A 25,350-nucleotide genomic window follows, 5' to 3' on the forward strand; every position below is an offset into this window, starting at 1 on the left:
CCGGACGCCGCCGCGGGGCCCCGCCCGACCCGGCGGGGTGGAACGGAAGCCTACGCAACCGCAGGCCGCACCTTGGAACGGGGCGCGCGCCGCCGCGCGCCGGCCGCCCCGGAATAACCGCGAGCCTATTTATCACACCCGTGATAAAGTCCGCGCATGCCACATCTCGACGTCGCCTCCGTGAGCCACGCGCTCCCCGACGGCCGCCCGCTGCTGGACGAGGTGTCCTTCCGCGTCGGCGAGCGCGACCGCGTCGCGCTCATCGGCGCCAACGGCGCCGGCAAGACCACGCTGCTGCGCATCGTCACCGGCGAGATCACCCCGGACTCGGGGACGGTGTCGCTGAGCGGGAGCCTGGGCGTGATGCGCCAGTTCATCGCGGGCGGCACCGTCCGCGAGCTGCTGCTGTCGGTCGCGCCGCCCGCCGTCCGCGCGGCCGCGGCGGCGCTCGACCGGGCGGAGGCGGCGATGGCGGCGCGCGGCACGACCGCGTCGCAGGTCGCCTTCGCGTCGGCGCTGGGCGCGTGGGGCGACGCCGGCGGCTACGACGCGGAGGTGCTGTGGGACGTGTGCACCACCGCCGCGCTCGGCGTGCCCTTCGAGCGGTGCCGGGACCGCCCGGTCTCCACGCTGTCCGGCGGCGAGCAGAAGCGGCTGGCGCTGGAGGCGCTGCTGCGCGGGCCGGACGACGTGCTGCTGCTGGACGAACCAGACAATTTCCTGGACGTCCCCGGCAAGCGCTGGCTGGAGGACCGGCTGCTCGACACCGGCAAGAGCGTGCTCTACGTCAGCCACGACCGCGAACTGCTGGCCCGCACCGCCGACGCCGTCGTCACGCTCGAACTGGGGGCGGCCGGCAACACCGCCTGGGTGCATCCGGGCGGCTTCGCCACCTACCAGCGGGCGCGCGAGCAGCGGTTCGAACGCCTTGACGAGCTGCGCCGCCGCTGGGACGAGGAGCGCGCCAAGCTGCGCGCCCTCATGCTCATGTACAAGCAGAAGGCCGCCTACAACTCGGACATGGCGTCGCGGTACCGGGCCGCGCGGACGCGGCTCGCGCGGTTCGAGGAGGCGGGTCCGCCCGAGGCGCAGCCGCGCGAGCAGAACCTGGCGATGCGGCTGCGCGGCGGCCGCACCGGCAAGCGGGCGCTGGTGTGCACGCGGTTGGAGCTGACGGGGCTCATGCGGCCGTTCGACCTCGAAGCCTGGTACGGCGACCGGATCGCGGTGCTCGGGTCGAACGGCTCGGGCAAGTCGCACTTCCTGCGCCTGCTCGCGGCGGGCGGCACCGACCCGGGGCCGGAGCACGCGCCCGTCACGGGCATGGAGGTCGCGCCGGTCCCGCACACCGGCGCCGCCCGGCTGGGCGCGCGCGTGCGGCCGGGCTGGTTCGCGCAGACCCACGGCCGCCCCGACCTCGCCGACCGGACCCTGCTGTCGATCCTGCACCGGGGCGACGGGCACCGGGCCGGGATGCCGCGCGAGGACGCCTCGCGCGCGCTCGCGCGCTACGAGCTGGCCCGCTCCGCCGAGCAGCCCTTCGGCTCGCTGTCCGGCGGGCAGCAGGCGCGGTTCCAGATCCTGCTGCTCGAACTGGGCGGCGCCACCCTGCTGCTCCTGGACGAGCCCACCGACAACCTCGACCTCGCGTCGGCCGAGGCGCTGCAGCAGGCGCTGGCCGCGTTCGCGGGGACGGTGATCGCCGTCACGCACGACCGGTGGTTCGCCCGCGACTTCGACCGCTTCCTCGTCTTCGGCGCCGACGGCGAGGTCCGCGCGTCGGACGTGCCGGTGTGGGACGAGGCCCGCGTCGCACGCGAGAGGGGTTGAGGATGCCCGCGCGCATCGACCCGGGGCAGCGGCGACGGCACGTCGTCGGCGCCGCGTTCCGCCTGGTGGTGGCCGAGGGCATCGACGGGCTGTCGCTGCGGAAGGTCGCCGCCGAGGCCGGGCTGAACGTCGGCTCGGTCCGGCACTACTTCGACGGGCACGAGGACCTGCTCGCCGCCGCCGCCGAGGAGGCCGGCGACCGGATGGGCCGGCGGCTCGCCCGCCACCCGGTGGACGGGTTGCGCGGGCTCACCGGCGCGGCGGCGCTCGACGCGCTCCAGGCGCTGGTCGAGGAGGTGCTGCCGGTCGACACCGAGCGGCGGGAGGAGGCGATCGTCGTCCTGGAGCTGATCCTCGCCGCGCGCACCCGGCCGGTGTTCCGGCCGATCTCCGCGCGCATGGCGGCGGACCTCGGGCGGGTGGTCGCCGACGCGCTGGCCGCGCTGGGCGTCCGCGACCCGGAGGGCGCGGCGGCGCAGGTGACCGCGCTCATCGGCGGGCTGACGATCGACACGGTCACCCCGCACGGCTCCCTCGGCGTCGACCGCCTCCGCGCCACGCTGCGCGCCCACCTGTCGATGCTCCTCGCCCACCACGGCGACCGGTGAGCCGCCGTCCCGCCCGCCGCCGGACGCGGGCGGGACGGCGGGCGGGACGGCGGCCGGGCGGACCGACCGGCCGGGCGGGCTCAGCGCCCCCGGGGGAACCCGGCGACGGCGGCGAACGCGGCCTTCGGCTCCCACCGCATGTCCGGGTAGGTGGCGCCGTTGCGGTCCTCGTACACCTTGACGATGCCGTAGCCGGCGAGGTCCAGGTCGTCGCGGGGGTCGCCGTCGGGGCGGTGCACGTGGTCCTCCAGGGCGAAGACGAACACGAAGGCGCTGTCGACCCCCGCCGCGTCGAAGATTTCCAGCAGCTCGCGCACGTAGGCCGCCTGGCCGGCCTCGTCGCGGACGTACTCCCCCGCCAACCGCAGCGGGGCGCCCGTGTCCGGGTCGTACTCGACGATCTCCAGCCCGCGGGCGCCGACGTCGCCGGCACCGCGGAAGGTGGAGGCGCCGAACTCGGTGATGGCCACCGGCCGCCCCTCGGCGACGAGCGCGCGGACGTCCTCGGCGAACCGGTCGGCCGTCTCCGCTGTGCGGTACAGGTCCAGCGAGACGAAGTCGAAGGGGGTCCAGTCGACCCGCTCCAGCGGCACGGCGGCGTAGGTGATCCGGCCGCCGAAGCGCTCGCGGACGGTGGCGGCGGCCCGGCCGAGGAAGGCGTTGATCCGCGCGCCGAGTGCACCGACGTGCTCGCGCGCGCCGCCCGGCCGGGTCAGCGCCGCCACCCGCTCCTCCAGGGTGGCGCCGGGCAGGAAGCCCGCCGCCATGATGCTCAGCTCGGCGCCGGCGACGAAGACGACCTCGGCGCCGCGCCGGCGGAGCCGTTCGGCCCGCTCGGCGCAGTCGGCGAACAGCGGGAGCATCTCGTCGGCGGTGAGATCGAGCGGGTAGGGCGAGAACCACACCTCCAGGCCCAGGTCGGCGGCGATCCCGGCGGCGAGTTCGAGCCGATCGGGGTCGCCGCCGGTGACGCGGACCGCGTCGCAGCGCAGGTCGTCGCGGATGATGCGCAGTTCGCGCTCGACCACGTCCGGGTCGAAGCGCACGCGCGAGACAGCGCCTCTGCGGACCCAGCCGGTGTCGTAGGTGATGCCCTTGGCACGCACGTGCCACGCCCCTTCCATCGGGATTAAGGTACGCGACGTACCTTACTTGCCCCAGGGCCGGGGGCGCCACCATCATGTGCGGGTACGCCGGGTACCGATCGCGGGAAGGGGAGCGCGGACCGTGGCAGGCGACGAGGCGGCACAGGGGGGCGGGCGGACGCGGCGCCGCGGCGCGGCCCTGGAGGAGGCGATCCTGTGCGCCGCGGTCGACGAGCTCACCGAGTCCGGTTTCGCGGGACTGACCATGGACCGGGTCGCCCGCCGCGCCGGGACCAACAAGAACGCGATCTACCGCCGCTGGCCGAACCGCCTCGCCCTCGGCACCGCCGCCTACGGGCGCCTGGCCGCCGCCGTCCGCCCACCCGACACCGGGAGCCTGCGCGGCGACGCCCTCGAACTGCTGCGCGGCGCGAACCGCCACTGGAGCTCACCGCTCGGCGCGATCCTGCGCGAGCTGATGGCGGCGGCGGGCGGCGCCCCGGAGTTCCTCGCCCACCTGGCCCAGCCCGCCGACACCGGGGCGGCGCCGTGGCTGACCGTCCTGGGACGCGCGGTCGCGCGCGGCGAGGCACCCCCCGAGGCCCTCCACCCGCGGGTCGCCACGGTGGCCATGGTCGTCCTCCGCGACGAGTTCGTCGTCCGCGGCGCCCCCTCCGTCCCCGACGACGTCCTGACCGAGATCGTCGACGAGGTCTACCTCCCCCTGATCCGCAGCCGCGCCCGCGGCACCCCGGACTGACGACGGCACAAGGCGGAGCGGCGGGCCGCCGCGTCCACGAGGAGGACCCGGCGGCCCGGTCCGGGCGCACGGACGTCAACCCGTTCTGGATCGCCGACCGCGACGACGGGTGGCGCCTGACCGTCGGCCACCTCGTTCCCGGAGTCGACTTCGTGACCTTCACGGCCAAGGACGACTCCGGGGAGGCGAGCATCTACGTCTTCGACCGGGGGACGGCCTCGGGGTCGTGGGCACTGGGCGAGTATGCGCCGCACGAGGCTTCCTGGGAGACGAGATCGGCCGGCCCCCGCGACCTGTGGGCGGAGATCGGGGCGGCGCGCGCGGTATGGGAGGCGGCCGACCGCCCGGCACGGGACCGCCTGGGGCTGACGGTGACCGCCGATGGCGAACACCGCCTGTGGGCGGACGACCCGGGCCACGTGCTCGCCCTGCCACGCGGGTAGGGCGCCGGCGGGACCGCGGGTCAACGGACCCGCTACCCGCCGGGCATGGCCCCGAGGTCGTCGTCGGTGATCCCCGCAGACCCTCCCGGGCGCGCGGTGGGAGGGAAGGGTGGGGCGCCAGGGGCTCTGGTGCGGGGGGCGAGTGGGGGTGATGATGGCGGGATGGAGCATGGTGCCCCCGGGAACTCCGTTCCCCCCTCCCCCGCGCCCACTGTTCACCGGCTGCCGGTACGCCGGCTCGTGGCGGCGAGCATCGGTAACGCCATCGAATGGTACGACTGGACCATTTATGCGACATTCAGTATTTACTTCGCAACCCAGTTCTTCCCATCGGAGAACGAGGATCTAGCGCGCATCAACACCTTTGCGACGTTCGCCCTCGCCTTCTTCTTCCGCCCCCTCGGCGGGCTGCTGATCGGGCGGCTGGCCGACGTCCGGGGGCGGCGGCCCGCGATGATCCTCACGATCGTGCTGATGGCCGGCGGCTCGCTGGTGCTCGCGGTGCTGCCCACCTACGAGCAGGTCGGCTGGGCGGCGCCGGTGCTGCTGCTGCTCGCGCGCATCGCCCAGGGCCTGTCGATCGGCGGCGAGGTGTCCAACGCCTCCGCCTACCTCGGGGAGATCGCGCCGCCCGACCGGCGCGGCCGGTACTCCTCGTTCTTCTACCTGTCCACGGGCACGGCGGTCCTCATCGCCTCGCTGCTGGGGTTCGCGCTGGCCCGGACCCTGCCCGAGGACGCGCTGCACGCCTGGGGCTGGCGCATCCCGTTCGTCGTCGGCGCCCTGCTGGGGCTGGTGGGGCTCTGGCTGCGGCGGGCGCTCGCCGAGACCGAGGCGTTCGAGCGCGCCGGAGCCCGGGCACGGCGGCTGCCGCACCCGCTGCTGACCACGCTGCGGAGCCACCCCAAGGCGGTGGGCCGGCTGGTCGGCTTCACCATGCTGTCCACCCTCTGCTACTACACGTTCTTCAGCGCGCTCGGCCCCTTCGCGGTGGACTCGCGCGGCGCCGACGACGTCGACGTGTTCCTCGCCCTGTCGGTGGCGACCGCGCTGTTCGTGGCCCTGCAGTACCCGATGGGCGCGCTCGCCGACCGGGTGGGCCGCCGGCCCCCTCTGCTGGCCTGGTCGGCGGCGACCGCGGTCCTCATCGTGCCGCTGTCGCGGCTGGTGGGCCCGGACCTGTGGGGGCTGATGACCGCGTTCTGCGTCGGCCTCGCCCTGTACACCGCCATGACGTCGATCGCGCCGGCCGTGATGAGCGAGCTGTTCCCCACCGAACTGCGCGGGCTGGGCATCGGCGCCTGGTACAACCTGACGGTCGCGCTGTTCGGCGGGACCGCCCCGCTGGTGATCAGCACGCTGGCGGCGCTGGGCTGGTCGACGGCGTTCTTCTTCTACGTGGCGGCGGCCGCGGCCGTGTGCTTCGTCGTGGTGCTGGCCATGCCCGAGACCCGCGGCACCGAACTGCGCTAGCCGCTAGCCCGGCCCGTCCCCCTCCCCCGGCCCGTCCTCCTCCGGTGGTGCGGCCGCCGCCGGGAACAGGATCATGCTGAGCAGGTGGGGGTCGCGGCCGGGGGCGGGCGGGTGGTGGGCGCGGGCGGCGAGCACGGCGCGGAGGTCGGCGACGAGCCCGGCCAGCTCCTCCGGGCTCAGCCACAGCATGCCCTGGCGGTAGCCGACGGAGTCGGCGGAGGGGTCGGCGCCGTCGCGGTCGAGGTAGGCGTTGAACTCGGCGTGCAGCACGGCCATGGCCGCGGTGAACGCGCGCCGGTGGTCCTCCGGGGACATCGCCGCGGCCGCGTCGGCGTCGATCACCGCCCGTTCGCGGTTCAGCCGGTAGTGGCGCTCGACGGCGCCGTGCACGCGCCGCTCGTCGGCGACCGCGAGGACGCCCGCCTCGGCCAGCAGGGCGACGTGGCGGTACACGGTCGTCTTGGGCACGTCGGGCAGCCGCGCGCAGAGGTCGGCGGTCGTGCGGGTGCGGTCGCCGGACATGGCGTGCACGATGCGCATCCGCACCGGGTGGAGGAGGAGTTCGAGGGTGTCCATCCCCGTACGTTCCCATAACTGGTACCGTTCCCAAAGTTGGAAACGCACGAGGAGGACCCGATGGCCACCCCCACCCCCGCCCTCAGCCCCGCCGCGGTGCTGCCCCTGCGCACCCTCGACCCGGGCGGCCCGGCGGACGACCTCGCCTGGTTGGACGAGCTGGTCGGCGACGCCCGCGTGGTCGCCATCGGCGAGAGCGCCCACTACGGCGCCGAGTCCCACCGGCTCCGCCACCGCCTGCTGCGCCGCCTCGTGGAGCGCCACGGCTTCGGCGCCTACGCCATGGAGACCGGCTTCGTGGAGGGCCGCCTGGTCGACGCCTGGGTACGGGGCGGCGGCGCCCCGCTCGGCCGGGTGCTGGCCGAGGGCACCACCTCGCTGATGGGCCTGTGGCGGGAGATGGGCGCCCACCTGGAGTGGATGCGCGCGCACAACGCCACGGCCGCGCGCCCGGTCGCCTTCCACGGCATCGACATGCCGGGGTCCATGGTGTCCCTGCTGCCCGGACTCGACGCCGTGGCCGCCCACCTCGGCCGGGCCGACCCCGGGCTCGCCCCCGACCCCGCTCTGTGGGAGACCGCCACCGCGTTCGCCCGGCCGTCCGCGTTCACCGCGCCCGAGTCCCTCGCCGCCTACGCCGGACTCGCGCCCGAGCGCCGCGACGCGCTGACGGCCGGCCTCGCCGACCTCGCCGCCCGGCTGGCGCCCCGGCAGCGGGAACTCCGCGCCCGCAGCGGCGCCGCCGCCCACGACCGGGCGCTGCACGACCTGCGGGTGACGGCCGTCCTCGACGCCATGCTCCGCGCGACGGCGCGCGGCGACTTCGCGGGGATGGCGGGGCTGCGCGACGCCGCCATGGCCGACACGGTCGGCTGGATTCTGGAGCGCGAGGAGCGCGTGGTGCTCGCCGCCCACAACGGCCATGTCCAGCGGCACCCGGTCGCCATGCCCGGCGTGCCCGCGATGACGCCGCTGGGCCTGCACCTGGCCGACCGGCTGGGCGGGGAGTACGTGGTGATCGGGACGACCACGGGCGCGGGGCGCACGCTCAACACCGGCCCCGACTTCACCGAGGGCCGGCTGTTCGCCGAGCAGGGGGCGCCCGATTCCGGCAGCCTGGACGCGCTGCTGGCGGCGTCCCACGACGGCCCGTTCGCGGTCGACCTGCGGCGCGCCGCTCCGGACGACGCCGCCGCACTGCGCGCCACCACGCGGCACCGCCACGGCGCCTACTACTCGGAGGTGGCACCGCTGGACGCCTTCGACGCCCTGGTGCACCTGCCCCGGACCACCGCGGCCACCCCCGACCCCGACGCCCTGACGCACGCGCCCGCCGAGGTCCGGGAGGCGTTCGCCCGGTACGCGGCCGAATTCCGCGACGGGGTGACCGCCGGCTGATGGCATGCCGGCCGAGGGCCGGCCCGCTCGGCGACGGCGGCCGCCCGGCGCGGGCCCGCACCTCCCCGGCGGCGCGCGGACCGGCCGGGCGGGGCGGCTGACCTCCAGGGGGCCGGGCCGCTCGCCGGTCCGCTCGGGCCGCCGCCGCCCGGCGCGTCCGCCGGCTAGCGGGAGCGCCGGTCGATGAGGGACGCGATGCCGTCGAGGATGCGGTCGAGCCCGAAGTCGGCCATCTCCTCCGCCGCGTCGGGGGCCGGGGTGGTCGCGGCGAGGATGTACCCGTCGACGACCCCCCGGAGCTCCGGGAAGCGGTCGGCGTCCACGACGGCGTCGAGCGTCCTGGCGTAGGCGTCGTCCGCGTCGCCGCCCGCGGCCGCCGCGCGCGCCCTGCCGTGCGCCAGCTGCGTACGCGTGGCGGCCTCGTTGCGCACGTGGCCGGTCACGAGCGCGATGACCGCCAGCTTCTCCGGCGGGGCGAGGGGGGTGGACGCGAGCACGCGGAGCGCGTACTCGATCCAGGCCAGGTTGCACGGCATGACCGGGAGCCGCGAGACCGGCACCTCCGGAATCCACGGGTGCCGGCGGTAGCGGTCCGCGGCGCCCGCCGCCCACGCGGCCAGCCCGGCCCGCCAGTCGCCGCCGAGCGGGTCCGGAACGTCCGGTTCGCCGAGGGCCGCGTCGGCCATCAGCGCTCATCCCCAAGGCGCTGGGCCACCTGCAGCCGAACCGCATCCTGGCCCGGGCCGGCTACGCCCCCGACCCCCGGACCATCACCACGCGGTGGGGGACGGTGACCGCCTTCCGGTCCGACGCGGCGGTGTGGGCGCTGACCCGCAGGGACCGCGCCGAGCAGCCGCCCCCGATCCGCCTGGCCGCCGCCCTGGAGGGCCTCGGCGGCGGGGCGGACCCGGTGGACGCCACCGTGCGCACCGCCGACACGCTGCTCCGGGAACTGGCGGCCGACCCGCGCTCCTACCTCATCACCCACCTCACCCCGCTGCTGTCGGGCGACGGGGACGCGGCCGGGGCGGTGGCGGAGGGCCTGCGCGCCGAGCAGCACCACTGGTCGGCCGCCTACGGCGCGCTGATGGACCTGACGGGGGCGCCGCTGCGCGCCGGCTGGACGCCGCACCGGGTCGCCCTCACCCTCCAGGCCATGGTCAGCGGCTTCCTGGTGCACCAGCGGGTCCAGCCCGCCGACTACGAGTGCGCGCGCACGAGCGGGCACGGCAAGGTCAGCCTCTTCGCCGACTCCGTGCTGGCCTTCCTCTGCGGCGTCCTCGATCTCGACCGGGACGGCCACCCGCCCCATGAGGCACTGCGCCGCAAGTGGACCACCCCGCACGGCTGAGGCCGCCCCCGGGGACCGGCGCCCCGGCGCCCCTCCCTCGCCCCGCCGCCACGGAGTAGCTCCTCAGTAGTACCGGTACTGGGCATCGTTCCATAGCGCGATCACGGAAAAGCGACGCCTCCGCCGATGCCGTCCCGGAGCACATTGAAAGCGGTGTAGGGAGTCCACACATATGGCACGATCTCACCGTGAGCGCACTTGCTTTCGCCCTATGGGGCCTGTTCGGTGCAGCGGCGGTCGAAGGTCTCCAATTCAACAATGCCGTGCGCAGATTGCAATGTTGGCCGTGGTTAGGCGCCTCCGAACCATCTTTCGGCCCATGGTTGACCTCGGTCTTCATCAGGCTCGGTGTGGGGTCGGGGCTTGCGCTGGCGGCCGGCTCGACCGGGCAGGTATCTGGGGCCTTCGGGGCACTCGCCGTGGGAGTCGCGGCACCCTACATCATCGAACAGCTCAGTCGTTCGGCTTCGGTCGTGAATACGACGCCCGCCGCGATCGAATTGGCGGAGCCCTCAGTTCTGGAACCGGCGATGGAAAATGAACAGATCACACCATCGGCCCCGGTCCAGCCACCTGACACTGGCCAGCGGTCCTCGGGGACGGAGGGTTGACATGGGTACTTCGGCGCATTTCGTCTGGGAGGTTCTGACAGCCCTCCAGCGCAACACCGGGGCGTACAACGACCGCGTTCGTTCAACCGTCCCCACCGCCTCCGCAACACTTTCCGCAGACGATCTCGCCTTGCTGGCGGAGATCGCGTCCGGCGTGACGACCACCGAGGCCGCGGAAAGGTTAGACATCACCTCCCGTGACCTGCGCCGCCGCCTGCGGTCCATCTGCGACCAGCTGGGCGTCGACACACCGATCGAGGCCGTCGTATGGGCTGCGCGTCGCAAGCCACGGGCGACCGCAACACTCGCAAACGAACCCGTACTGGCTCCCGAGCAGACTCGGCTCCTGGCGGAGCTCGCGACCGGCGCGACGCTGCAGACGGTCTCTAGACGGCTCAACCGCGAACCCGAGGATCTGCGGAGCGATACCCGCGAGATATGCAACGTGTTGGGCGTCCGAACACCCATCGAGGCCGTCGTATGGGCAGCTGCGCGAGGACTTGTCTGATCTGACCGGACCCCGCAGATCGCAGTCGACCGCGTGACGTCACCCGGCCCGGGTACGTCCGGAGGGCGGCATGCCCGGGTCCGCTCCGGCGATGCGGCGCGCCCGGTCGAGGGGGCGACGCCGTTTTTGTCACACCTCCAAGGCGTTGAACAGCGGCGCCGCCAAGATCGACAATCGGGACCGGGCGGCGCCGGCACCGCCCGGCCGCCCTTCCCCGTCCGCCCGGGACCGGGCCGGCCACCGCGCACACGAGGGGAGCCGCCGCCCATGGCCGCCGACGGCACCCCCGAACGACCCGACCGGCGCACGTGGCTGTGGCTGCTGCTGGTGAGCGTCGTCGCCACGCAGACGGCGCTCAACCTCGCCCGGCCGCTGGTGTCCTACCGCAGCATCGCGCTGGGCGGCGACGCCGTCGCGATCGGACTGATCACCGCCGCCTACGCCGTGCTGCCCGTTCTGATCGCCGTCCCCATCGGACGGCTGACCGACCGGTCCCGGCGCACGGCGTGGCTGCTCGCGGTGGGGGCGGGCGCGCTGGCGGTGTCCTCGCTGGCGCTCGCCCGCGCCGACGGCCTGTACGCCATCGCGGCGGCCGGAGCGGGGCTCGGCGTCGGGCACCTGGTGTGCATGCTCGCCGGGCAGGGGCTGATCGCCCGGCTGTCGCCCGATTCCTCGCTCGACCGCGACTTCGGCTGGTTCTCCGCCGCCGCGTCCCTGGGCCAGCTCATCGGCCCGGTGCTGTCGGGGGCGCTGCTGGGCGACGCCACCGGATCGGCGCTGCTGGGACCGACGTCGGTGGCGCTCACGGTCGCCGGGGTGGTCGCCGCCGCCGGGCTGGTCCCGCTGGTGGGGCTCGCCCGGTCGGCCCCCGCTCCGCGCCCGCGCCCCTCCGGCGAGGACGGCGACGGCGACGCGGCCCCGGCGGAGCGCCCTTCGACGGTGAGCCTGCTGCGCCGGCCGGGCATGCCCTCGGGCCTGCTGGCGAGCCTGTCCCTGCTGGCGTCGATCGACGTGCTGACCGCCTACCTGCCGCTGGTGGCCGAGAGCCGCGGGATCGCGCCGGCCGTGGTCGGCGTGCTGCTGGGGGTGCGCGCGGCGACGTCGCTGGTGTCGCGGCTGATGCTGTCGTGGCTGCTCAAGCGCTGGTCGCGGGGGACCCTGATCATCGCGAGCACCAGCGGGGCGGGGGTGGCGCTGGCGGTGGTCGCGCTGCCGATCGACGAGCCGCTGGTGCTGGGCGCGGTCCTGGCCGCGGGCGGGTTCCTGCTCGGCCTGGGCCAGCCGCTGACCATGACGATGGTGGTGACGGCGGTGCCCGCGACCGCCCGGGGCACCGCGCTGGCGCTGCGCCTGTGGGGCAACCGCATCGGCCAGGCCGCCATCCCGGCGGCCGCCGGCGCGGTCGCGGGCCTGGCGGGCACATCGGGGGCCCTGTGGTTCTCCTCTGCGGTCCTGCTGGCCTCGGCCGCCTTCGCCCGCCGCTGACGGGCGGGTCCGCACCGCCACCGCGCCGCACGCCCGGCACCCGCCTCGGGCGCGCCGGCAGCCCGCCCCCGCCCGGGCCGGCGCGGCGCCGACCCGATGCGGCTTCCTACCCGGCGAGGGCCTCGGTGATCTGGCGGGTGGTCTGGGCGGCGACCCGGGGGTCGGTGGCGGCGTAGGCGGTGTGGGCGGCCAGGCCCGTGGTCAGCGCCCAGCCGCGACCCCGGGCCCACGTGGCGTCGTCCACGTCCAGCGCGGCGCGGAAGACCGCGCGGCTGCGGGCCGACATCACGGTGAAGGCGATGGTCAGGTCGCAGGCGGGGTCGCCCACGCCGAGTTCGCCGAAGTCGATGACCGCGCCGAGCCGCCCGCCCCGGGTCAGCAGGTTGCCGGTGTGCAGGTCGCCGTGGAACCAGACCGGGGGGTGCTCCCACGCGGGGGCGGCGAGCGCGGCGTCCCACAGCGCGGTCATGGCCTCGGCGCCGAACTCCCCGCCGAACGCGGCGATGGCCTCCCTGGTCGACCGGTCGCGCGCGGCGAGCGACCGCACGGTGAGGCCTTGGGCGCCGTCCCCGGGCGAGGGGCACCGCCGCAGCGCGGTGAGGAACCCGGCCAGGGCGGTGGCGGCCTCGGCGGAGTCTGCCAGCGCCCCGACGGCGACCGGGTCGCCGTCGAGCCAGCGGGTCACCGCCCACGGCCACGGGTAGCCCAGGGCGGGTTCGCCGACCGCCACCGGCACCGGGACGTCCAGCGGCAGGTGCGGGGCGAGTCGCGGCAGCCATTCGGCCTCCTTGCGGGCCTGGCCGATGGCGCCGGCGTGGCGGGGCAGCCGGACCGACAGCTCCGCGCCCAGCCGGTGGATCACGTGGTCGGAGCCCGCCGGCTCCACGCGCCGCAGGGGCAGGGCGGCCCACTGCGGGAACCGCGCGTCGACCAGGCGCCGGACCAGCGCGGTGTCGACGGCGGGGCGATTGGCGGGGGTGCTCTCGGCGGTCATCGGGGTCCCGGGGGTCGGCCCGCTCCGGATCGGCGGGCGGCCGCGGCCATCCCAACCCACCGGGCGGCGGCCCGTCCACCGGTTTTCCGGTCGCGGGCGGGGCGGAGCGGTGCGCGGCGCCCGGCGGGGCCGCCCCCGCCTGACCCGGACGCCCGGGCGGTCCGAGCTCGCGGCCACGGCCACGGCCCTCCTGCGCGCTGATCCGCAGCTGCGCACAGCGGGGGCCGAACGACGCTCTCCGCGCCGATCAGCTCGAACGGTCAGACCAGGGCAGAGTTCGCGGGTCGGCTTGCGGGCGCCGCCCAGGACCCCCGCCGTGCCAGCCTGCGACATAGGCATAGGTAGGGATAGCGCTCGCTGACGGAAGCCGCCAAGAAACCCCTAGGCGGCGAGGAGAAGGCGCCCGGCGAACACGGTCTGCCAGGTCCAGCCGATCGTGAGCCCGACCCGCTGGACCAGCCCGCCGTGGTCGCGCCAGGGGACGCGCCGGTCGAACGCCGCGCTGGACAGCACCATCGCCGCCGCGAAGAGCACCCCGCTGGCCACCGCGTAGCCGGCCCACGCGGGCGGGCCGGCGGCGGCCGACACGAAGCAGGCCGCGGCGAGGGCGGCGAACCCCGCGAGGGAGAACCCGTCGTGCAGGCTTCCGGCCCCGCTGTGGTGCCGGAGCCGCTCGGGGGTCCCGGGCGGGTAGCCGCTCACCGGATCGGTGCGGAACGCGCCCGCGCCCAGCAGCCCGATCGCCCACCCGCCGACCAGCAGGGCGGTCCAGTGCGACGCTCCGGCCTGCCACAGGCCCACCGCGCCGGCCAGCGTCAGCCCTCCGGCGGCGAGGAAGTTCGCGGTCTGCACCCACGCCCCGGGGCCGAGGGCGAGCGAGCTGACCGGGTGGCGCAGCGGGCGGTAGTCCGGCCGGTGCGCGCCCGCCGCCAGGTAGCCGAGCGTGAACAGCGGGCCGGCGGCCGCGCCGCAGGCGAGGAGGAGGTGAGGTCCCATTCGGTCAACATAGGTTGACGACTCCGTCCGTGTCCACCCCCCTTCGCCGCGCGGACGGCGCCCCGGTCGGCGTCCGGTCGGCGACCGGGCGCCCGGCGCGGTCAGGCGTCGTAGTCGACCACGACCCGCTCCGTCACCGGGAGCGCCTGGCAGGACAGGGCGTAGCCGGCGGCGACCTCGGTGTCGTCCAGCGCGTAGTTGCGGCGCATCCGCACCTCGCCGTCGCGGACGAGCACCCGGCAGGTGCCGCACACCCCGCCCTTGCAGGCGAACGGCAGGTCGGGGCGGTGGCGCTGGGCGGCGTCGAGGACGGGCACGTCGCGGGGCAGCAGGAGTTCGCTGGTGCGGCCGTCCAGCACGACCGAGACCCGGCTCGCGGGCCCGTCCACGGCGTCCTCGGTCCGCCGCACGGGCGGCGGCGGGGCCGCGTCGACGAAGAACAGCTCGCGGTGGACCCGGTCGGCGGGCACGCCGCGCCGCCGCAGCACCGCGCGGGCGTCCTCGACCATGCCGAAGGGCCCGCACAGCCACCAGTGGTCGACCGCCTCGGTGGCGACGAACGCGTCCAGCAGCGCGTCGATGCGCGCGGCGTCGAGCCGGCCGCTGAGCAGGTCGGCCTCGCGGACCTCCCGCGAGAGCACGTGCACCAGCTCGAACCGGGTCCCGTGGGCGTCCTTGAGGTCGGCCAGTTCGTCGGCGAACATCACGGTGTCGGCGCGCCGGTTGCCGTAGACGAGGGTGACGCGGGCGTCGGTGGTGCGCAGCAGGGTGGCGGCGATCGACAGCACCGGGGTGATGCCGGACCCGGCCGCCACGCACACGTGCCGCCCACCCGCCCCGGGCTCGGGGTGGAACCGGCCGGAGGGCGGGGCCGCCTCGACCGTGTCGCCGGGCCGGGCGTCGCGCACCAGCCAGGTGGAGAAGCGGCCCCCGGGGACGAGCCGCACCCCGACCTTCGGGGCCTCCCCCGCCGCGGCGCAGATGGAGTAGCTGCGCCGCTCCTCGCGCCCGTCGAAGACCCGCCGCAGGGTGAGGGACTGGCCGGGGGCGAACGCGAACGCGTCGGCCAGGCCGTCGGGCACGTCGAGGGTGACGGCGGCGGCGTCCGCGCACAGCGGTTCGACCGCGGCGACGCGCAGCGGGTGGAAGGCGGTCCGGCGGCGCCCGCCGGCCGGGCGGGCGGCCGGGGCGGTGCCGGGCGCGGGCGCTGTCACGGTCAGATCTCCTTGACGTGCTCGTAGGGTTCGCGGCAGGCGCGGCAGCGGCGCAGGGCCCGGCACGAGGTGGCGCCGAACCGCGACAGCTCCTCGGTGTCGGCCGATCCGCAGCGGGGGCAGGCCGGCCCGGGGCGGGTGGTGTGCAGGGTCAGGGGCACCGGCCCGGCGCCCCGGCGCGGGGCGGGGCCGGGCGGGGCGATGCCGTGGGCGGCGAGTCGGCGCCGCCCCTCGGCGGTGATCCAGTCGGTGGTCCAGGGCGGCGCGAGCACGGTGCGGACCTCGGCGCGCGGGAACCCGGCGGCGCGCAGGGCGCGCACGACGTCGGCGCGCATCTCGGCCAGGGCGGGGCAGCCGGTGTAGGTGGGGGTGAGGTCGGCCGTCGCGGTGCCGTCGGGGCCGACCGCCACGCCGCGCAGCACGCCGAGGTCGGCCAGGGTGAGCATGGGCAGTTCGGGGTCGGTGACGGCGGCCGCGGCGGCGTAGGCGCGCCGCTCCGCGTCGGACCGGTCCTCGGCCGGGGCGCCGCCGGGCGCCGTCCCGCCGGTCGTGCGCCGCCCGGCCGGCGGCCGGTCGGCCCGGGTCCGCCCGCTCGGTGCCCCGCCGACCGGTGCCCCCTGGGCCGGGGACGCCCCGCTCGGCACCGCGTCGGCCGGGGCACGGCCGGGCGCGGCCCCGGGCGCGGTCCCGCGCCGGGTCACCACGTCGCGTCCGGGTGGGCGCGGGCCACGCGCTGGAGTTCCTCCAGCAGCGGGGCGAGGTGCGGGGTGTGGCCGCCGTCGCGCCCGGCCGGGGCGGCGGGCGGGGGCGGGTCGGGGACCGCGAGGGTGGCGGCCTCCAGGACGGTGCGCAGCACCCCGGTGACCTCGTCGCGGACGTCGGCGGGGTCGACGGCCGCCCCGCACGCGGCGAGCCGCCGCTCGACGGGGTGGGCCGTGAACAGCTCGGCGGTCGCCGGCCACACCTCGGCCAGGCCCGCCGCCATGCGGTCGCGGGAGTAGGCGGTGCCGTCGCCGAGCCGCACGGTCCACGCGGCGGCGTAGTCGCGGTGGTAGGCGAGTTCGGCGGTGCCCTTGGCGGCGACCGCGGCGAGGACCGGGTCGGCGGAGTCGGCGAGGCGGGTGAACACGGCCAACCGCCAGGTGGCGGCGACCAGCAGCCGGGCGGTGGAGCGGGCGAAGTCGCCGTTGGGCTCCTCGACCAGGCGGACGTTGCGGAACCCCTCGGGCCCGCGCCGGTAGGCGAAGGCGTCCTCGTCGCGCCCGGTGCCGTCGGCCTGCCCGGCGCGCGCCAGCAGCAGCCGGGCCTGGCCGAGGAGGTCGAGGGCGATGTTGGCCAGCGCGACCTCCTCCTCCAGTTCCGGTGCCGAGGTGCACCACTGGGCGAGCCGCTGGGCGAGGACGAGCGCGTCGTCGCCGAGCATCTCGCAGTAGCGGCCCAGGTCGCGCCCGTCGACGCCGTCGGGCACGGCGGTGTCGACGCCGGCCAGGGCGTCGGTGAACCCGGTGCCGAAGGCCCAGCGGGCGTCGGTGCCGTCGTGGTCGGCGGTCAGGGCGTCGTACACGTTGTCGCCGGTCATCGCGGTCCTCGGTGCGTGGCCGCCCCGCTCAGATGTGCGGGACGTCGTCGGGCAGCGGGTAGAAGGTGGGGTGGCGGTAGACCTTGTCGCCGCTGGGCGCGAAGAACGCGTCCTTCTTGCCGGGGTCGGACGCGGCGATGGCGGCCGACCGCACGACCCAGATGCCGACGCCCTCGTTGCGGCGGGTGTAGAGGTTGCGGGCGGCGTGCAGGGCCATCTCCTCGTCGGCGGCGTGCAGCGAGCCGACGTGGACGTGGTTGAGGCCGCGCTTGCCGCGCACGAACACCTCGAACAGGGGCCAGTCGGCGCGGGCGGGATCGTCGGCGGTCACGGTCGTCCTCCGGGGTGCTTGGCGGCGTGGGCGGCGGCGGCCGCGCGGACCCAGGCGCCGTCCTCGTGCGCGGCGCGGCGGCGGGCGATCCGTTCGGCGTTGCGGGGGCCGTCGCCGGCCAGGACGCGCCGGAACTCCGCCCAGTCGGGTTCGCCGAAGTCGTGGTGGCCGCGTTCGGGGTTCCACCGCAGCTCGGGGTCGGGCAGGGTGACGCCGAGCTTCTCGGCCTGGGGGACGGTCATGTCGACGAACCGCTGCCGCAGGGCGTCGTTGGTGTCGCGCTTGATGCGCCAGGCCATGGACCGCGCGGTGTTGGGCGACTCGGCGTCGGGCGGGCCGAACATCATCAGCGAGGGCCACCACCACCGGTCGACGGCGTCCTGGACCATGGCGCGCTGGGCGCCGGTCCCCGCCATCATGCGCAGCAGCAGCTCGTAGCCCTGCCGCTGGTGGAAGGACTCCTCCTTGCAGATGCGGACCATGGCGCGGGCGTAGGGGCCGTAGGAGCTGCGGCACAGCGGGACCTGGTTGCAGATGGCGGCGCCGTCGACCAGCCACCCGATGACGCCGACGTCGGCGAAGGTCAGCGTGGGGTAGTTGAAGATCGACGAGTACTTCTGCCGCCCGGTGACGAGCCGCTCGGTGAGGTCGGCCCGGTCGACGCCGAGGGTCTCGGCGGCGGCGTAGAGGTAGAGGCCGTGCCCGGCCTCGTCCTGCACCTTGGCCAGCAGGATGGCCTTGCGGCGCAGGCTGGGGGCCGACGCGATCCAGTCGCCCTCGGGCTGCATGCCGATGATCTCGGAGTGGGCGTGCTGGGCGATCTGGCGGACGAGGGTGCGGCGGTAGCCGTCGGGCATCCAGTCGCGGGGTTCGACGCGCCGCTCGTCGGCGACCAGGGCGTCGAACCGGGCCTGCAGCCGGGCCTCGTCGGCCTCCGCCGTGCCGGTGGCGTCGGTCGCGGCGCCGGGCGGCGCGGCGCGGTCGGTCGGCGTGGTCATGGTCCCTCCCCGCATAACCGAACGATCGGTCAGTAATCAGTATCACGCAGCCTCCGCCCGCCGACAACCCCCCGCCGCTCCGGCGGCGCCACCCCCGAGGCGCGCCCTTGACACGCCCCGACACCGCCTGGATTAATCCGGAAGCGACCGAACGTTCGGTAGGCGCACCCGGCCCGGCCCGCGCGCCCCGGCACAGGAGGCGCCATGGCCCCGCGAGAGACGACCACCCCGCCGATCCCCGCCCCGCGCCGCCGCGCCGCCGCCCCCGACCGCTCCACCCTCGACGCCGGCGAGCGCCTCCAACCCGACGACCTGCGCGAACTCCAGCTCCGCCGGCTCCGGTGGACGCTGCGCCACGCCTACGACAACGTCCCGTTCTACCGGGAGCGGTTCGACGCCGCCGGGGTCCGCCCCGAGGACTGCCGCACCCTCGCCGACCTCGCCCGCTTCCCCACCACCACAAAGGACGACCTGCGCGCCCACTACCCCTACGGCATGCTGGCCGTGCCCCGGGAGCGGGTCGCCCGCCTGCACGCCTCCAGCGGCACCACCGGCCGCCCCACCGTCGTCGCCTCCACCCGGCGCGACGTCGACACCTGGGCCGACCTGGTCGCCCGCTCGCTGCGCGCCGCCGGGGCGCGCCCCGGCGACCGGGTGCACGTGGCCTACGGGTACGGCATGTTCACCGGCGGGCTGGGCGCCCACTACGGCGCGGAGCGCCTCGGCTGCACCGTCGTGCCCGTCTCGGGCGGGCAGACCGCGCGCCAGGTGCACCTCATCCGCGACCTGCGGCCCGAGGTCATCATGGTCACGCCGAGCTACCTGCTCACGATCCTCGACGAGTTCGAGCGCCAGGGCGTCGACCCGCGCTCCACCTCGCTGCGCGTGGGCGTCCTCGGCGCCGAGCCCTGGACCGAGGCCATGCGCGCCGAGATCGAGGACCGGTTCGACATCGACGCCGTCGACATCTACGGGCTCTCGGAGATCATGGGCCCCGGGGTGGCGAGCGAGTGCGTCGAGACCAAGGACGGCCCCACGGTCTGGGAGGACCACTTCCTGCCCGAGGTGGTCGACCCCGCCACCGGGACGGCGCTGCCCGACGGCTCCCGAGGCGAGCTGCTGCTGACCACGCTCACCCGCCAGGCCCTCCCGGTGATCCGCTACCGCACCCGCGACCTCACCCGGCTGCTGCCGGGCACCGCGCGCGCCATGCGGCGCATGGACCGCGTCACCGGGCGCAGCGACGACATGCTCATCGTCCGGGGCGTCAACCTGTTCCCCACCCAGGTCGAGGAGGCGGTGCTCGGCGTCGCCGGGCTGGCCCCGCACTTCCTGCTGCACCTCACCCGCGAGGGGCGCCTGGACCGGCTCACCGTCCGGGTCGAGGCCCGGCCCGACTGCCCGGCCGAGCGGCGCGGCCCCGCCGCCGCGCAGCTGGCCGAGGCCGTCCGCACCGCGGCCGGGGTGGGCGTGGAGGTGGAGGTCGCCGACCCCGGCACCCTGGAGCGCTCGGCCGGGAAGTCGCGCCGCGTCGTGGACGACCGGCCCGCCTGACCGGCTCGCGGTGGTGATGCCCGGCGCGCAGCGGGGTAGTCGGAGCCCATGCGCGTGCTCATCACGGGATGGTTCTCCTTCCTCGACGGCGAGGCGACGGCCGGCGACGTGGGGGCGGCCGCGGCCGTCGCGGCGGCGCTGGACGCCGCCGGAACGGCGCACGACACGGCGTGGAGCCCGGTGTTCCGCCCGCGCGGGCCCGCCCTGGTCGACGCCGACCCCGACGCCTACGACGCCCTGGTCTTCGTCTGCGGCCCCGTCCACGGCCACCAGGTGCGCGCCCTGCACGAGCGGTTCGCCCGCTGCCTGCGCATCGCCGTGGGGGTGTCGGTGGTGGACCCGCGCGACCCCGCCGTCCGCGGCTTCCACCGCGTGCTGCCCCGCGACGCGCCCGGCGCCCCCGCCCGGCCCGACCTCGCCGCCGCGGCGCCGCCCGCCCCCGGCGTCCCGGTGGTGGGGGTCACCGCCGCCCCGGACCAGCCGGAGTACGCGCGGCGGTCGGCCCACGAGACCGTCCACGCCCGGTTGGCCGCGTGGCTGGCGGCCAAGGACTGCGCCCGGGTGCCCCTGGACACCCGGCTCGACGGGGACGACTGGTTCCACTGCGCCACTCCGGGCCAGTACGACGCGCTGGTGCGCCGCGTCGACGCGGTGGTGACCACCCGCCTGCACGGGCTGGTGCTGGCGCTGCGCAACGGGGTGCCCGCGATCGCGGTCGACCCCGTGGCGGGCGGCGCCAAGGTCACCGCGCAGGCGGCGGTGTGGGGGTGGCCCGTCGTCACCTTGGAGCGGCCCGGCGACCCGCTGCCCGAGGCCGAGCTGGACGGGCTGTGGCGGCGCTGGCTCGGTCCCGGGGCCGCCGACCCGCTGCCCGGCGGCGCGCCGGCGCCCGCGCACCCCCCGCTCGTGCGCGACCTGCTCGACGCGCTGGGCCGCGACGTCCCTCCCGGCCCGCTGCCGGGCGACGCCGCCGCGCGGGGCGCGGTCCCCGGCCCCCGCCTGCGCGCGGTCCGCGACGCCCCGCGCCCCTCTCCCGGGGGACCGTGAGAGCACGCCGGATCGGGGCGGGAGGGGTCGGGGGGAGGCTCAGCCGGCGCCCAGCAGCGGGGCGAGCAGGGCGGTGAGCACCGCGGCGATGACGCAGGCCCACATGACCACGACCGTTCCGCGCGACAGCGAGTCGCCCCGGGACGGCCCGGGGATCTCGGCGATGCGGGCGGAGTAGTGCTCCAGCCGCCGCGCGCACTCGGGGTCCTCGGCGGCGAGGTGCGCCTCGATGGCGCGCAGGCGTGCGTCGTCGCGTCCCCGGAACCCGGCCATGACGTCCTCCCTCGGCTCCCCCACACGGGAGTCGGGCCGTCTACCCCGGCACCCCGGGCCGTAACACCGCAGGTCCCGGCGGGTCCACCGGGCGGCCGGACGCCCCGGCTCCGGCGTCCGGCGGGGGACGGCCTTGACACGCGACCATGGTTAGGCAAACCTAAGCCCTGATCGTCGGACGTGCGCCCTCCCGCGCCCCTCCGCCCGCCCTGACCCGAGGGATCCCGCGATGCGCCGCCGCCCCGCCCCCGCCGCCCCCGCCGCACTCCGCCGCGCCGCCGCCGCGGCCCTCGTCCTCGCGGCGGCCGCCTGCGGGGCGCCCGCGTCCGAGGAGGGGCCGGCCGGCCCGGCGGACGGCGCGTTCCCCGTCGAGATCGAGCACGAGTTCGGCACCACCGAGATCACCGCCCGCCCCGAGCGCGTGGTCGCGGTCGGCCTCACCGAGCAGGACGCGCTGCTGGCGCTGGGTGTCGTCCCGGTGGGCACCACCGAGTGGCTGGGCGCCTACCCCGGCGAGATCGGCCCGTGGGCGGAGGAGGCGCTGGGTGACGCGGAGCCGCCCACCGTGCTGCACGACGAGGACGGTCCGCCGCTGGAGCAGATCGCCGACCTCGAACCCGACCTGATCCTGGCGCTCTACGCCGACCTCACCGAGGGGCAGTACGACCTCCTCAGCCGGCTGGCACCGACCGTCGCCCAGCCCGGCGGGTACCGGGGCTACGGCATCCCCTGGCAGGAGCTGACCGAGACGACGGGCGCCGCGATCGGCGAGCCCGAGGCGGCCGAGCGGGTCGTCGCCCGGGTCGAGGGCGAGATCGCGGCGGCGCGCGAGGAGCACCCGGAGTTCGCGGGGGCGACCGCGGTCATGGCCACCGACTGGGACGGCTACTTCGTCTACGGCAGCGAGGACCCGCGCTCCCGGCTGCTGACCGACCTCGGCTTCGCCCTGCCGGACGGCCTGGACGCGGCCATCGGCGACTCCTTCGGGGCGACGCTGAGCGCCGAGCGCACCGACATGCTCGACACCGACGCCGTCGTCTGGCTCGACGCCGACCCCGAGGAGCTGCACGCCTCCGACCTCTACGGCGGCCTCGACGTCGTGAGCGAGGGGCGCGAGGTCTACGTCCGCGACCCCGACTACAGCAACTTCATCTCCTTCGTCTCCCCCCTGAGCCTGCCGTACCAGCTCGAACGCCTGGTCCCCGAACTCGCCGCGGCGGTCGACGGCGACCCCGGCACCGCGGTCGCCGACGCCGCCCCCTGACCGGCCCGCCGCACGGGCGGCCGACCGGCCCCCGGCACCCGACCGGTGCGGGTTTGGGGGGTGGGCGCGGGGTCAGCGGAAGGGCAGCGGCCCCTCCCGGGGCCGTCCGACCCACGGAAGGGAGACGCGATACCCATGGCCCGCAAGGTGAAGGACGTCATGACCGCTCCCCCGCACACCGTCACCCCCGCGACGACGCTGCGCGAGGTCGCGGGCGTCATGCGCGACCGGGACGTCGGCGGGGTGGTCGTCGCCGAGGGCGACACCGTCCTCGGCGTCCTCACCGACCGCGACATCGTGGTCCGCTGCGTCGCCGACGGCGGCGACCCCGGGCAGCGTACGGCCGAGGACGTCTGCAGCGGACGGCTCGCCATCGTCGGCCCGGAGGACGACGCCGCCGAGGCCGTCCGGGTGATGCGCGACCACGCCGTCCGCCGGCTGCCCGTCGTGGACGGCGACCGCCTCGTCGGCATCGTGTCCCTCGGCGACCTCGCCGTCGAACGCGACCCCGGCTCGGCCCTGGCCGACATCAGCGCCGAACGCCCCAACACCTGACCGGCACCGGCCCGACCCCGGGCGGGGCGCCCACGCGGCACCCCGCCCGGGGCGTGTCCGCCTCCGGCCGGGCCGCGCCACCGACCGCCTCCGTTCCACGCCCGCCCCCGGCACCGGCACCGGGCACCGGGCCTCCTCCCCGCCTCCCCGGCCACCGCTCCCGCGCCGCACGCGCCGGACGGCACCGGGGCGGCGGCGCGGCGGCGTCTAGACTCGGCCCCATGACAGCGACGACCGAGGGGGCCGCCGGGCTGGGGGTCGCCACCGCGCTGGTGCGCCTGGGCCACCGGGTCCAGCACGTGTTCGCCGACGTGAGCCGCGACCACGGGCTGACGCCGCAGCAGCTCCAGTTGCTGTGCATGCTCATGACCGGTCCGGTGGGGATGACCCGGCTCAGCCGGCGGCTCAACCTGGAGCGGTCCAGCGTGTCCGGCCTGGTCGACCGGGTGGAGAAGCGCGGCCTGGTCGTGCGCACCCCCGACCCCGATGACCGGCGCGCCTGGCGGGCGGCGCTGACCGGCGAGGGCGAGCGGCTGGCCGTCGCGGCCCACGGCGACGTGGCCGCGCGGCTCGACGCGGCCGCCGCCCCGCTGGAGGCCGGCGACCGCGACCGGATGGTGGCGGCCCTGGTCCGCGTCCTCGCGGAACTCGACCCCGGCTGAGTCCGGCGCCGGGCGGCACCGGTCCGGACACGCGGTCCCCGCTCCCGGTCCGGCCGCCCGCGCGCCCCGACCGGGAGGCGCGGCGGCGCCCCGGCCGCGCCGGGCGGCGAGGGCGGGCGGACCGCTTCGCCCGTCCCCGCCCGCGCGGAGCGGGGTCAGCCGGGGTGGAGGACGCTCACGCGGCTCCGCGTGCGGCCCCGCGGTCCGGGGCCGAGGCGCCGGGGGCGGTGGCCGTCCCGGCGTGCCCGGCGCGGTGCCGCACGGTGAGGAGGGCGACCACCAGGCCGAGCACCCCCACGGCCGCCGCCAGCAGGAACAGCGTGGTGAACGCCGCGTCGGCGACCCGGCCGCCCCCGCCTCCCGAGGCGATCACCGCGGCGGCGAGCGCGGTGCCCACCGCACCGCCCACGGTGCGGGCGATGTTGTTGAGGCCGTTGGCGGTGCCCGTGCGCGCCAGGGGCACGATGTCGGCGATCAGCGTGGGCAGCGCGCCGATGACCAGGCCGGTCCCGAGGCCGACCACCGCGTAGAACACGGCGTGCTGCCACATCCGGTCGTGGGCCGCGGCGAACAGCAGCGCCCCGGCCGCCATCAGGCCGAACCCCGCGGTGATCGGCCAGCGCGGTCCCAGGGCGGTGGAGATCCGCCCCACGGCCGTCCCCGCCGGGATGACGGCCAGCGCCCCCGGCAGCATCAGCAGGCCCGTGACGGTCACACTCGCCCCGAAGCCCACGCCGTCCTCCGTCCCGCTCTGCGCGTACAGCGGCAGGGCCAGGTAGAAGAAGTAGGACGCGGTGCCGAAGAGGAACGCGGCGGCGTGCGTCATCAGCATCGGCCGGTCGGTGAACTCGCCGACGTCGATGAGCGCGTCCGGCCGCCGCCGCTCCACCATCACCAGGACGGCGAAGAGGGCGACCCCGAGGGCGAGCAGGCCCAGGACCCGCGCCGACGACCACCCCCATTCCGGGCCCTCGGTGAGCGCCAGCAGCACCGCGACCAGCCCCGCCCCGAGCAGCACCGTTCCCGGGAGGTCGATCCCGCCGCCCGGGGCGCGGGCGCCGGCCGGCACCCAGCGGGCGACGAGCAGCAGGCTGAGCAGCGCCAACGCCGCGCCGAGGACGAAGAGGTACCGCCAGGAGAGGTGGTCGGCCACCAGGCCCCCGACGACCAGCCCGGCGCCCGCCCCGGCCCCGACCACGCCCGACACCAGCCCCATGGCGAACCGCAGCCGCCGGGGCGGCAGCGCCTCGCGCAGGACGGCCATCGACAGCGGGACGACCGCCAGCGCCGCACCCTGGACGACCCGGGCGGCGATGAGCTGGCCGATGTCCTGCGCCGCCGCGGCCCCGGCCATGCCCAGCGCGTAGACCCCCAGCACCGCCAGGAGGACCCGCCGCCGGCCGTACTGGTCGCCGAGGCGCCCCAGCACCGGGGTGAGGACCGCGCTGGAGAGCAGGAACGCGCTCAGGATCCACGCCGCGCCCGCGGGGGTCGTGTCCAGCCGGTCCTCCAGCAGGCCCAGCGCCGGCACCACGACGGTCTGCATGAGCGCGTAGCCGAAGACGGCCGCCACCAGCGCGGCCAGGATCCGGTTCGGGCCCGCGGTGTCGGGCCGGTGCTCCGCGTCCGCGCTCACCCCGCGCCTCCCCGCGCCGCCCCGTCCGAGGACGTCCGTCCGGCCATACGCCACCTACTTCGTAGTGCGAACTGTTCGATTCGCGAAGCATAGTAGTTCGCACTACGAAACACCGTCAA

The 25,350-nt window shown here is 76.5% G+C and carries 25 protein-coding genes and 2 pseudogenes; 15 read left to right on the forward strand and 12 right to left on the reverse strand.

Features of this window, described 5'->3' with window-relative positions:
- The first annotated feature begins 156 nt into the window (after positions 1–156).
- Both NT8_RS05230 and NT8_RS05235 read left to right on the forward strand, forming a co-directional pair.
- Positions 157–1,830, forward strand: coding sequence for an ABC-F family ATP-binding cassette domain-containing protein (locus NT8_RS05230; protein ID WP_067964828.1), 1,674 nt, complete (start codon positions 157–159; stop codon positions 1,828–1,830).
- A gap of 2 nt (positions 1,831–1,832) precedes the next feature.
- Entirely contained in the window at positions 1,833–2,438 is a 606-nt protein-coding gene (locus NT8_RS05235; protein WP_067964830.1) for a TetR/AcrR family transcriptional regulator, read from the forward strand.
- 80 nt (positions 2,439–2,518) lie between these two features.
- Here the strand turns inward: NT8_RS05235 and NT8_RS05240 are convergent, their stop codons facing one another.
- A complete protein-coding gene (locus NT8_RS05240; protein WP_245646037.1) occupies positions 2,519–3,562 on the reverse strand; it encodes a hypothetical protein in 1,044 nt (347 codons plus the stop codon).
- A gap of 103 nt (positions 3,563–3,665) precedes the next feature.
- On the opposite strand from NT8_RS05240, the gene NT8_RS05245 reads away from it, so the two are divergent.
- From NT8_RS05245 to NT8_RS05255, 3 genes are all read left to right on the forward strand, one after another.
- A complete protein-coding gene (locus NT8_RS05245) occupies positions 3,666–4,283 on the forward strand; it encodes a TetR/AcrR family transcriptional regulator (RefSeq protein WP_067964834.1) in 618 nt (205 codons plus the stop codon).
- Between the two features lie 152 nt (positions 4,284–4,435).
- A complete protein-coding gene (locus NT8_RS05250; RefSeq protein ID WP_067964836.1) occupies positions 4,436–4,726 on the forward strand; it encodes a hypothetical protein in 291 nt (96 codons plus the stop codon).
- Positions 4,727–4,966: 240 nt separating this feature from the next.
- Positions 4,967–6,199, forward strand: coding sequence for an MFS transporter (locus NT8_RS05255; protein ID WP_217999070.1), 1,233 nt, complete (start codon positions 4,967–4,969; stop codon positions 6,197–6,199).
- Positions 6,200–6,202: 3 nt separating this feature from the next.
- Here the strand turns inward: NT8_RS05255 and NT8_RS05260 are convergent, their stop codons facing one another.
- Positions 6,203–6,775, reverse strand: a complete 573-nt coding sequence (locus NT8_RS05260; RefSeq protein ID WP_067964840.1) for a helix-turn-helix domain-containing protein — start codon at positions 6,773–6,775, stop codon at positions 6,203–6,205.
- A gap of 60 nt (positions 6,776–6,835) precedes the next feature.
- Here NT8_RS05260 and NT8_RS05265 point away from each other — a divergent pair, with 60 nt between their 5' ends.
- Positions 6,836–8,173: an erythromycin esterase family protein gene (locus NT8_RS05265; protein ID WP_067964842.1), complete on the forward strand. Its 1,338-nt coding sequence runs from the start codon at positions 6,836–6,838 to the stop codon at positions 8,171–8,173.
- Positions 8,174–8,337: 164 nt separating this feature from the next.
- On the opposite strand, the gene NT8_RS05270 is transcribed toward NT8_RS05265, so the two are convergent.
- Positions 8,338–8,859, reverse strand: a complete 522-nt coding sequence (locus NT8_RS05270) for a TetR/AcrR family transcriptional regulator C-terminal domain-containing protein (RefSeq protein WP_067964844.1) — start codon at positions 8,857–8,859, stop codon at positions 8,338–8,340.
- Positions 8,860–8,963: 104 nt separating this feature from the next.
- Between NT8_RS05270 and NT8_RS05275 the strand changes: the two genes are divergently transcribed.
- The 4 genes and pseudogenes from NT8_RS05275 to NT8_RS05290 all read left to right on the forward strand — a co-directional run bounded on the left by NT8_RS05275 (position 8,964) and on the right by NT8_RS05290 (position 12,128).
- A complete protein-coding gene (locus tag NT8_RS05275; protein ID WP_067964846.1) occupies positions 8,964–9,524 on the forward strand; it encodes a hypothetical protein in 561 nt (186 codons plus the stop codon).
- Positions 9,525–9,712: 188 nt separating this feature from the next.
- Entirely contained in the window at positions 9,713–10,135 is a 423-nt protein-coding gene (locus NT8_RS29170; protein WP_157515539.1) for a hypothetical protein, read from the forward strand.
- Between the two features lies 1 nt (position 10,136).
- A pseudogene (locus NT8_RS31535) lies at positions 10,137–10,421 on the forward strand (hypothetical protein); the annotation flags it as partial.
- 489 nt (positions 10,422–10,910) lie between these two features.
- Positions 10,911–12,128, forward strand: coding sequence for an MFS transporter (locus NT8_RS05290; protein WP_067964848.1), 1,218 nt, complete (start codon positions 10,911–10,913; stop codon positions 12,126–12,128).
- A gap of 106 nt (positions 12,129–12,234) precedes the next feature.
- Here the strand turns inward: NT8_RS05290 and NT8_RS05295 are convergent, their stop codons facing one another.
- The 7 genes and pseudogenes from NT8_RS05295 to paaA all read right to left on the reverse strand — a co-directional run bounded on the left by NT8_RS05295 (position 12,235) and on the right by paaA (position 18,240).
- Positions 12,235–13,122, reverse strand: a complete 888-nt coding sequence (locus NT8_RS05295; RefSeq protein ID WP_067964849.1) for an aminoglycoside phosphotransferase family protein — start codon at positions 13,120–13,122, stop codon at positions 12,235–12,237.
- A 381-nt stretch (positions 13,123–13,503) separates the two neighbouring features.
- On the reverse strand, positions 13,504–14,118 hold the full coding sequence (locus NT8_RS05300; RefSeq protein ID WP_084468655.1) for a DUF998 domain-containing protein: 615 nt from the start codon (positions 14,116–14,118) through the stop codon (positions 13,504–13,506).
- Between the two features lie 101 nt (positions 14,119–14,219).
- Entirely contained in the window at positions 14,220–15,332 is a 1,113-nt protein-coding gene (gene paaE, locus NT8_RS05305) for a 1,2-phenylacetyl-CoA epoxidase subunit PaaE (protein ID WP_067964851.1), read from the reverse strand.
- Between the two features lie 2 nt (positions 15,333–15,334).
- A pseudogene (gene paaD / locus NT8_RS05310) lies at positions 15,335–15,841 on the reverse strand (1,2-phenylacetyl-CoA epoxidase subunit PaaD); the annotation flags it as partial.
- A gap of 188 nt (positions 15,842–16,029) precedes the next feature.
- Positions 16,030–16,911 (reverse strand): 1,2-phenylacetyl-CoA epoxidase subunit PaaC, encoded by an 882-nt coding sequence (gene paaC, locus NT8_RS05315; RefSeq protein ID WP_067964852.1) that lies wholly within the window; start codon positions 16,909–16,911, stop codon positions 16,030–16,032.
- Between the two features lie 28 nt (positions 16,912–16,939).
- The gene (gene paaB / locus NT8_RS05320; RefSeq protein WP_067964854.1) at positions 16,940–17,242 is read right to left on the reverse strand and encodes a 1,2-phenylacetyl-CoA epoxidase subunit PaaB; all 303 of its coding nucleotides are present in this window, start codon (positions 17,240–17,242) and stop codon (positions 16,940–16,942) included.
- Positions 17,239–18,240 carry a 1,2-phenylacetyl-CoA epoxidase subunit PaaA gene (gene paaA / locus NT8_RS05325; protein ID WP_084468656.1) on the reverse strand — a complete coding sequence of 334 codons (1,002 nt, stop codon included), beginning with the start codon at positions 18,238–18,240 and terminating at the stop codon, positions 17,239–17,241. The genes paaB and paaA overlap by 4 nt, the downstream gene beginning before the upstream one ends.
- Before the next feature lie 204 nt (positions 18,241–18,444).
- On the opposite strand from paaA, the gene paaK reads away from it, so the two are divergent.
- Positions 18,445–19,794: a phenylacetate--CoA ligase PaaK gene (gene paaK, locus NT8_RS05330; protein ID WP_067964856.1), complete on the forward strand. Its 1,350-nt coding sequence runs from the start codon at positions 18,445–18,447 to the stop codon at positions 19,792–19,794.
- A gap of 48 nt (positions 19,795–19,842) precedes the next feature.
- Positions 19,843–20,841 (forward strand): polysaccharide pyruvyl transferase family protein, encoded by a 999-nt coding sequence (locus NT8_RS05335; RefSeq protein WP_067964858.1) that lies wholly within the window; start codon positions 19,843–19,845, stop codon positions 20,839–20,841.
- A 39-nt stretch (positions 20,842–20,880) separates the two neighbouring features.
- Here NT8_RS05335 and NT8_RS05340 read toward each other — a convergent pair whose 3' ends face one another.
- The gene (locus NT8_RS05340) at positions 20,881–21,114 is read right to left on the reverse strand and encodes a DUF3040 domain-containing protein (RefSeq protein ID WP_067964860.1); all 234 of its coding nucleotides are present in this window, start codon (positions 21,112–21,114) and stop codon (positions 20,881–20,883) included.
- A gap of 229 nt (positions 21,115–21,343) precedes the next feature.
- Here NT8_RS05340 and NT8_RS05345 point away from each other — a divergent pair, with 229 nt between their 5' ends.
- The 3 genes from NT8_RS05345 (at position 21,344) to NT8_RS05355 (ending at position 23,595) form a co-directional block, all read left to right on the forward strand.
- A complete protein-coding gene (locus NT8_RS05345; protein ID WP_067964862.1) occupies positions 21,344–22,378 on the forward strand; it encodes an iron-siderophore ABC transporter substrate-binding protein in 1,035 nt (344 codons plus the stop codon).
- A gap of 135 nt (positions 22,379–22,513) precedes the next feature.
- Positions 22,514–22,933: a CBS domain-containing protein gene (locus tag NT8_RS05350; protein WP_067964864.1), complete on the forward strand. Its 420-nt coding sequence runs from the start codon at positions 22,514–22,516 to the stop codon at positions 22,931–22,933.
- Positions 22,934–23,154: 221 nt separating this feature from the next.
- On the forward strand, positions 23,155–23,595 hold the full coding sequence (locus NT8_RS05355) for a MarR family winged helix-turn-helix transcriptional regulator (RefSeq protein ID WP_067964866.1): 441 nt from the start codon (positions 23,155–23,157) through the stop codon (positions 23,593–23,595).
- Between the two features lie 175 nt (positions 23,596–23,770).
- Here NT8_RS05355 and NT8_RS05360 read toward each other — a convergent pair whose 3' ends face one another.
- Positions 23,771–25,231: an MFS transporter gene (locus tag NT8_RS05360; RefSeq protein WP_067964867.1), complete on the reverse strand. Its 1,461-nt coding sequence runs from the start codon at positions 25,229–25,231 to the stop codon at positions 23,771–23,773.
- Between the last annotated feature and the right edge of the window lie 119 nt (positions 25,232–25,350).

It is taken from the genome of Nocardiopsis trehalosi NBRC 14201, from assembly GCF_001552555.1.
Lineage (GTDB): Bacteria > Actinomycetota > Actinomycetes > Streptosporangiales > Streptosporangiaceae > Nocardiopsis_B > Nocardiopsis_B trehalosi.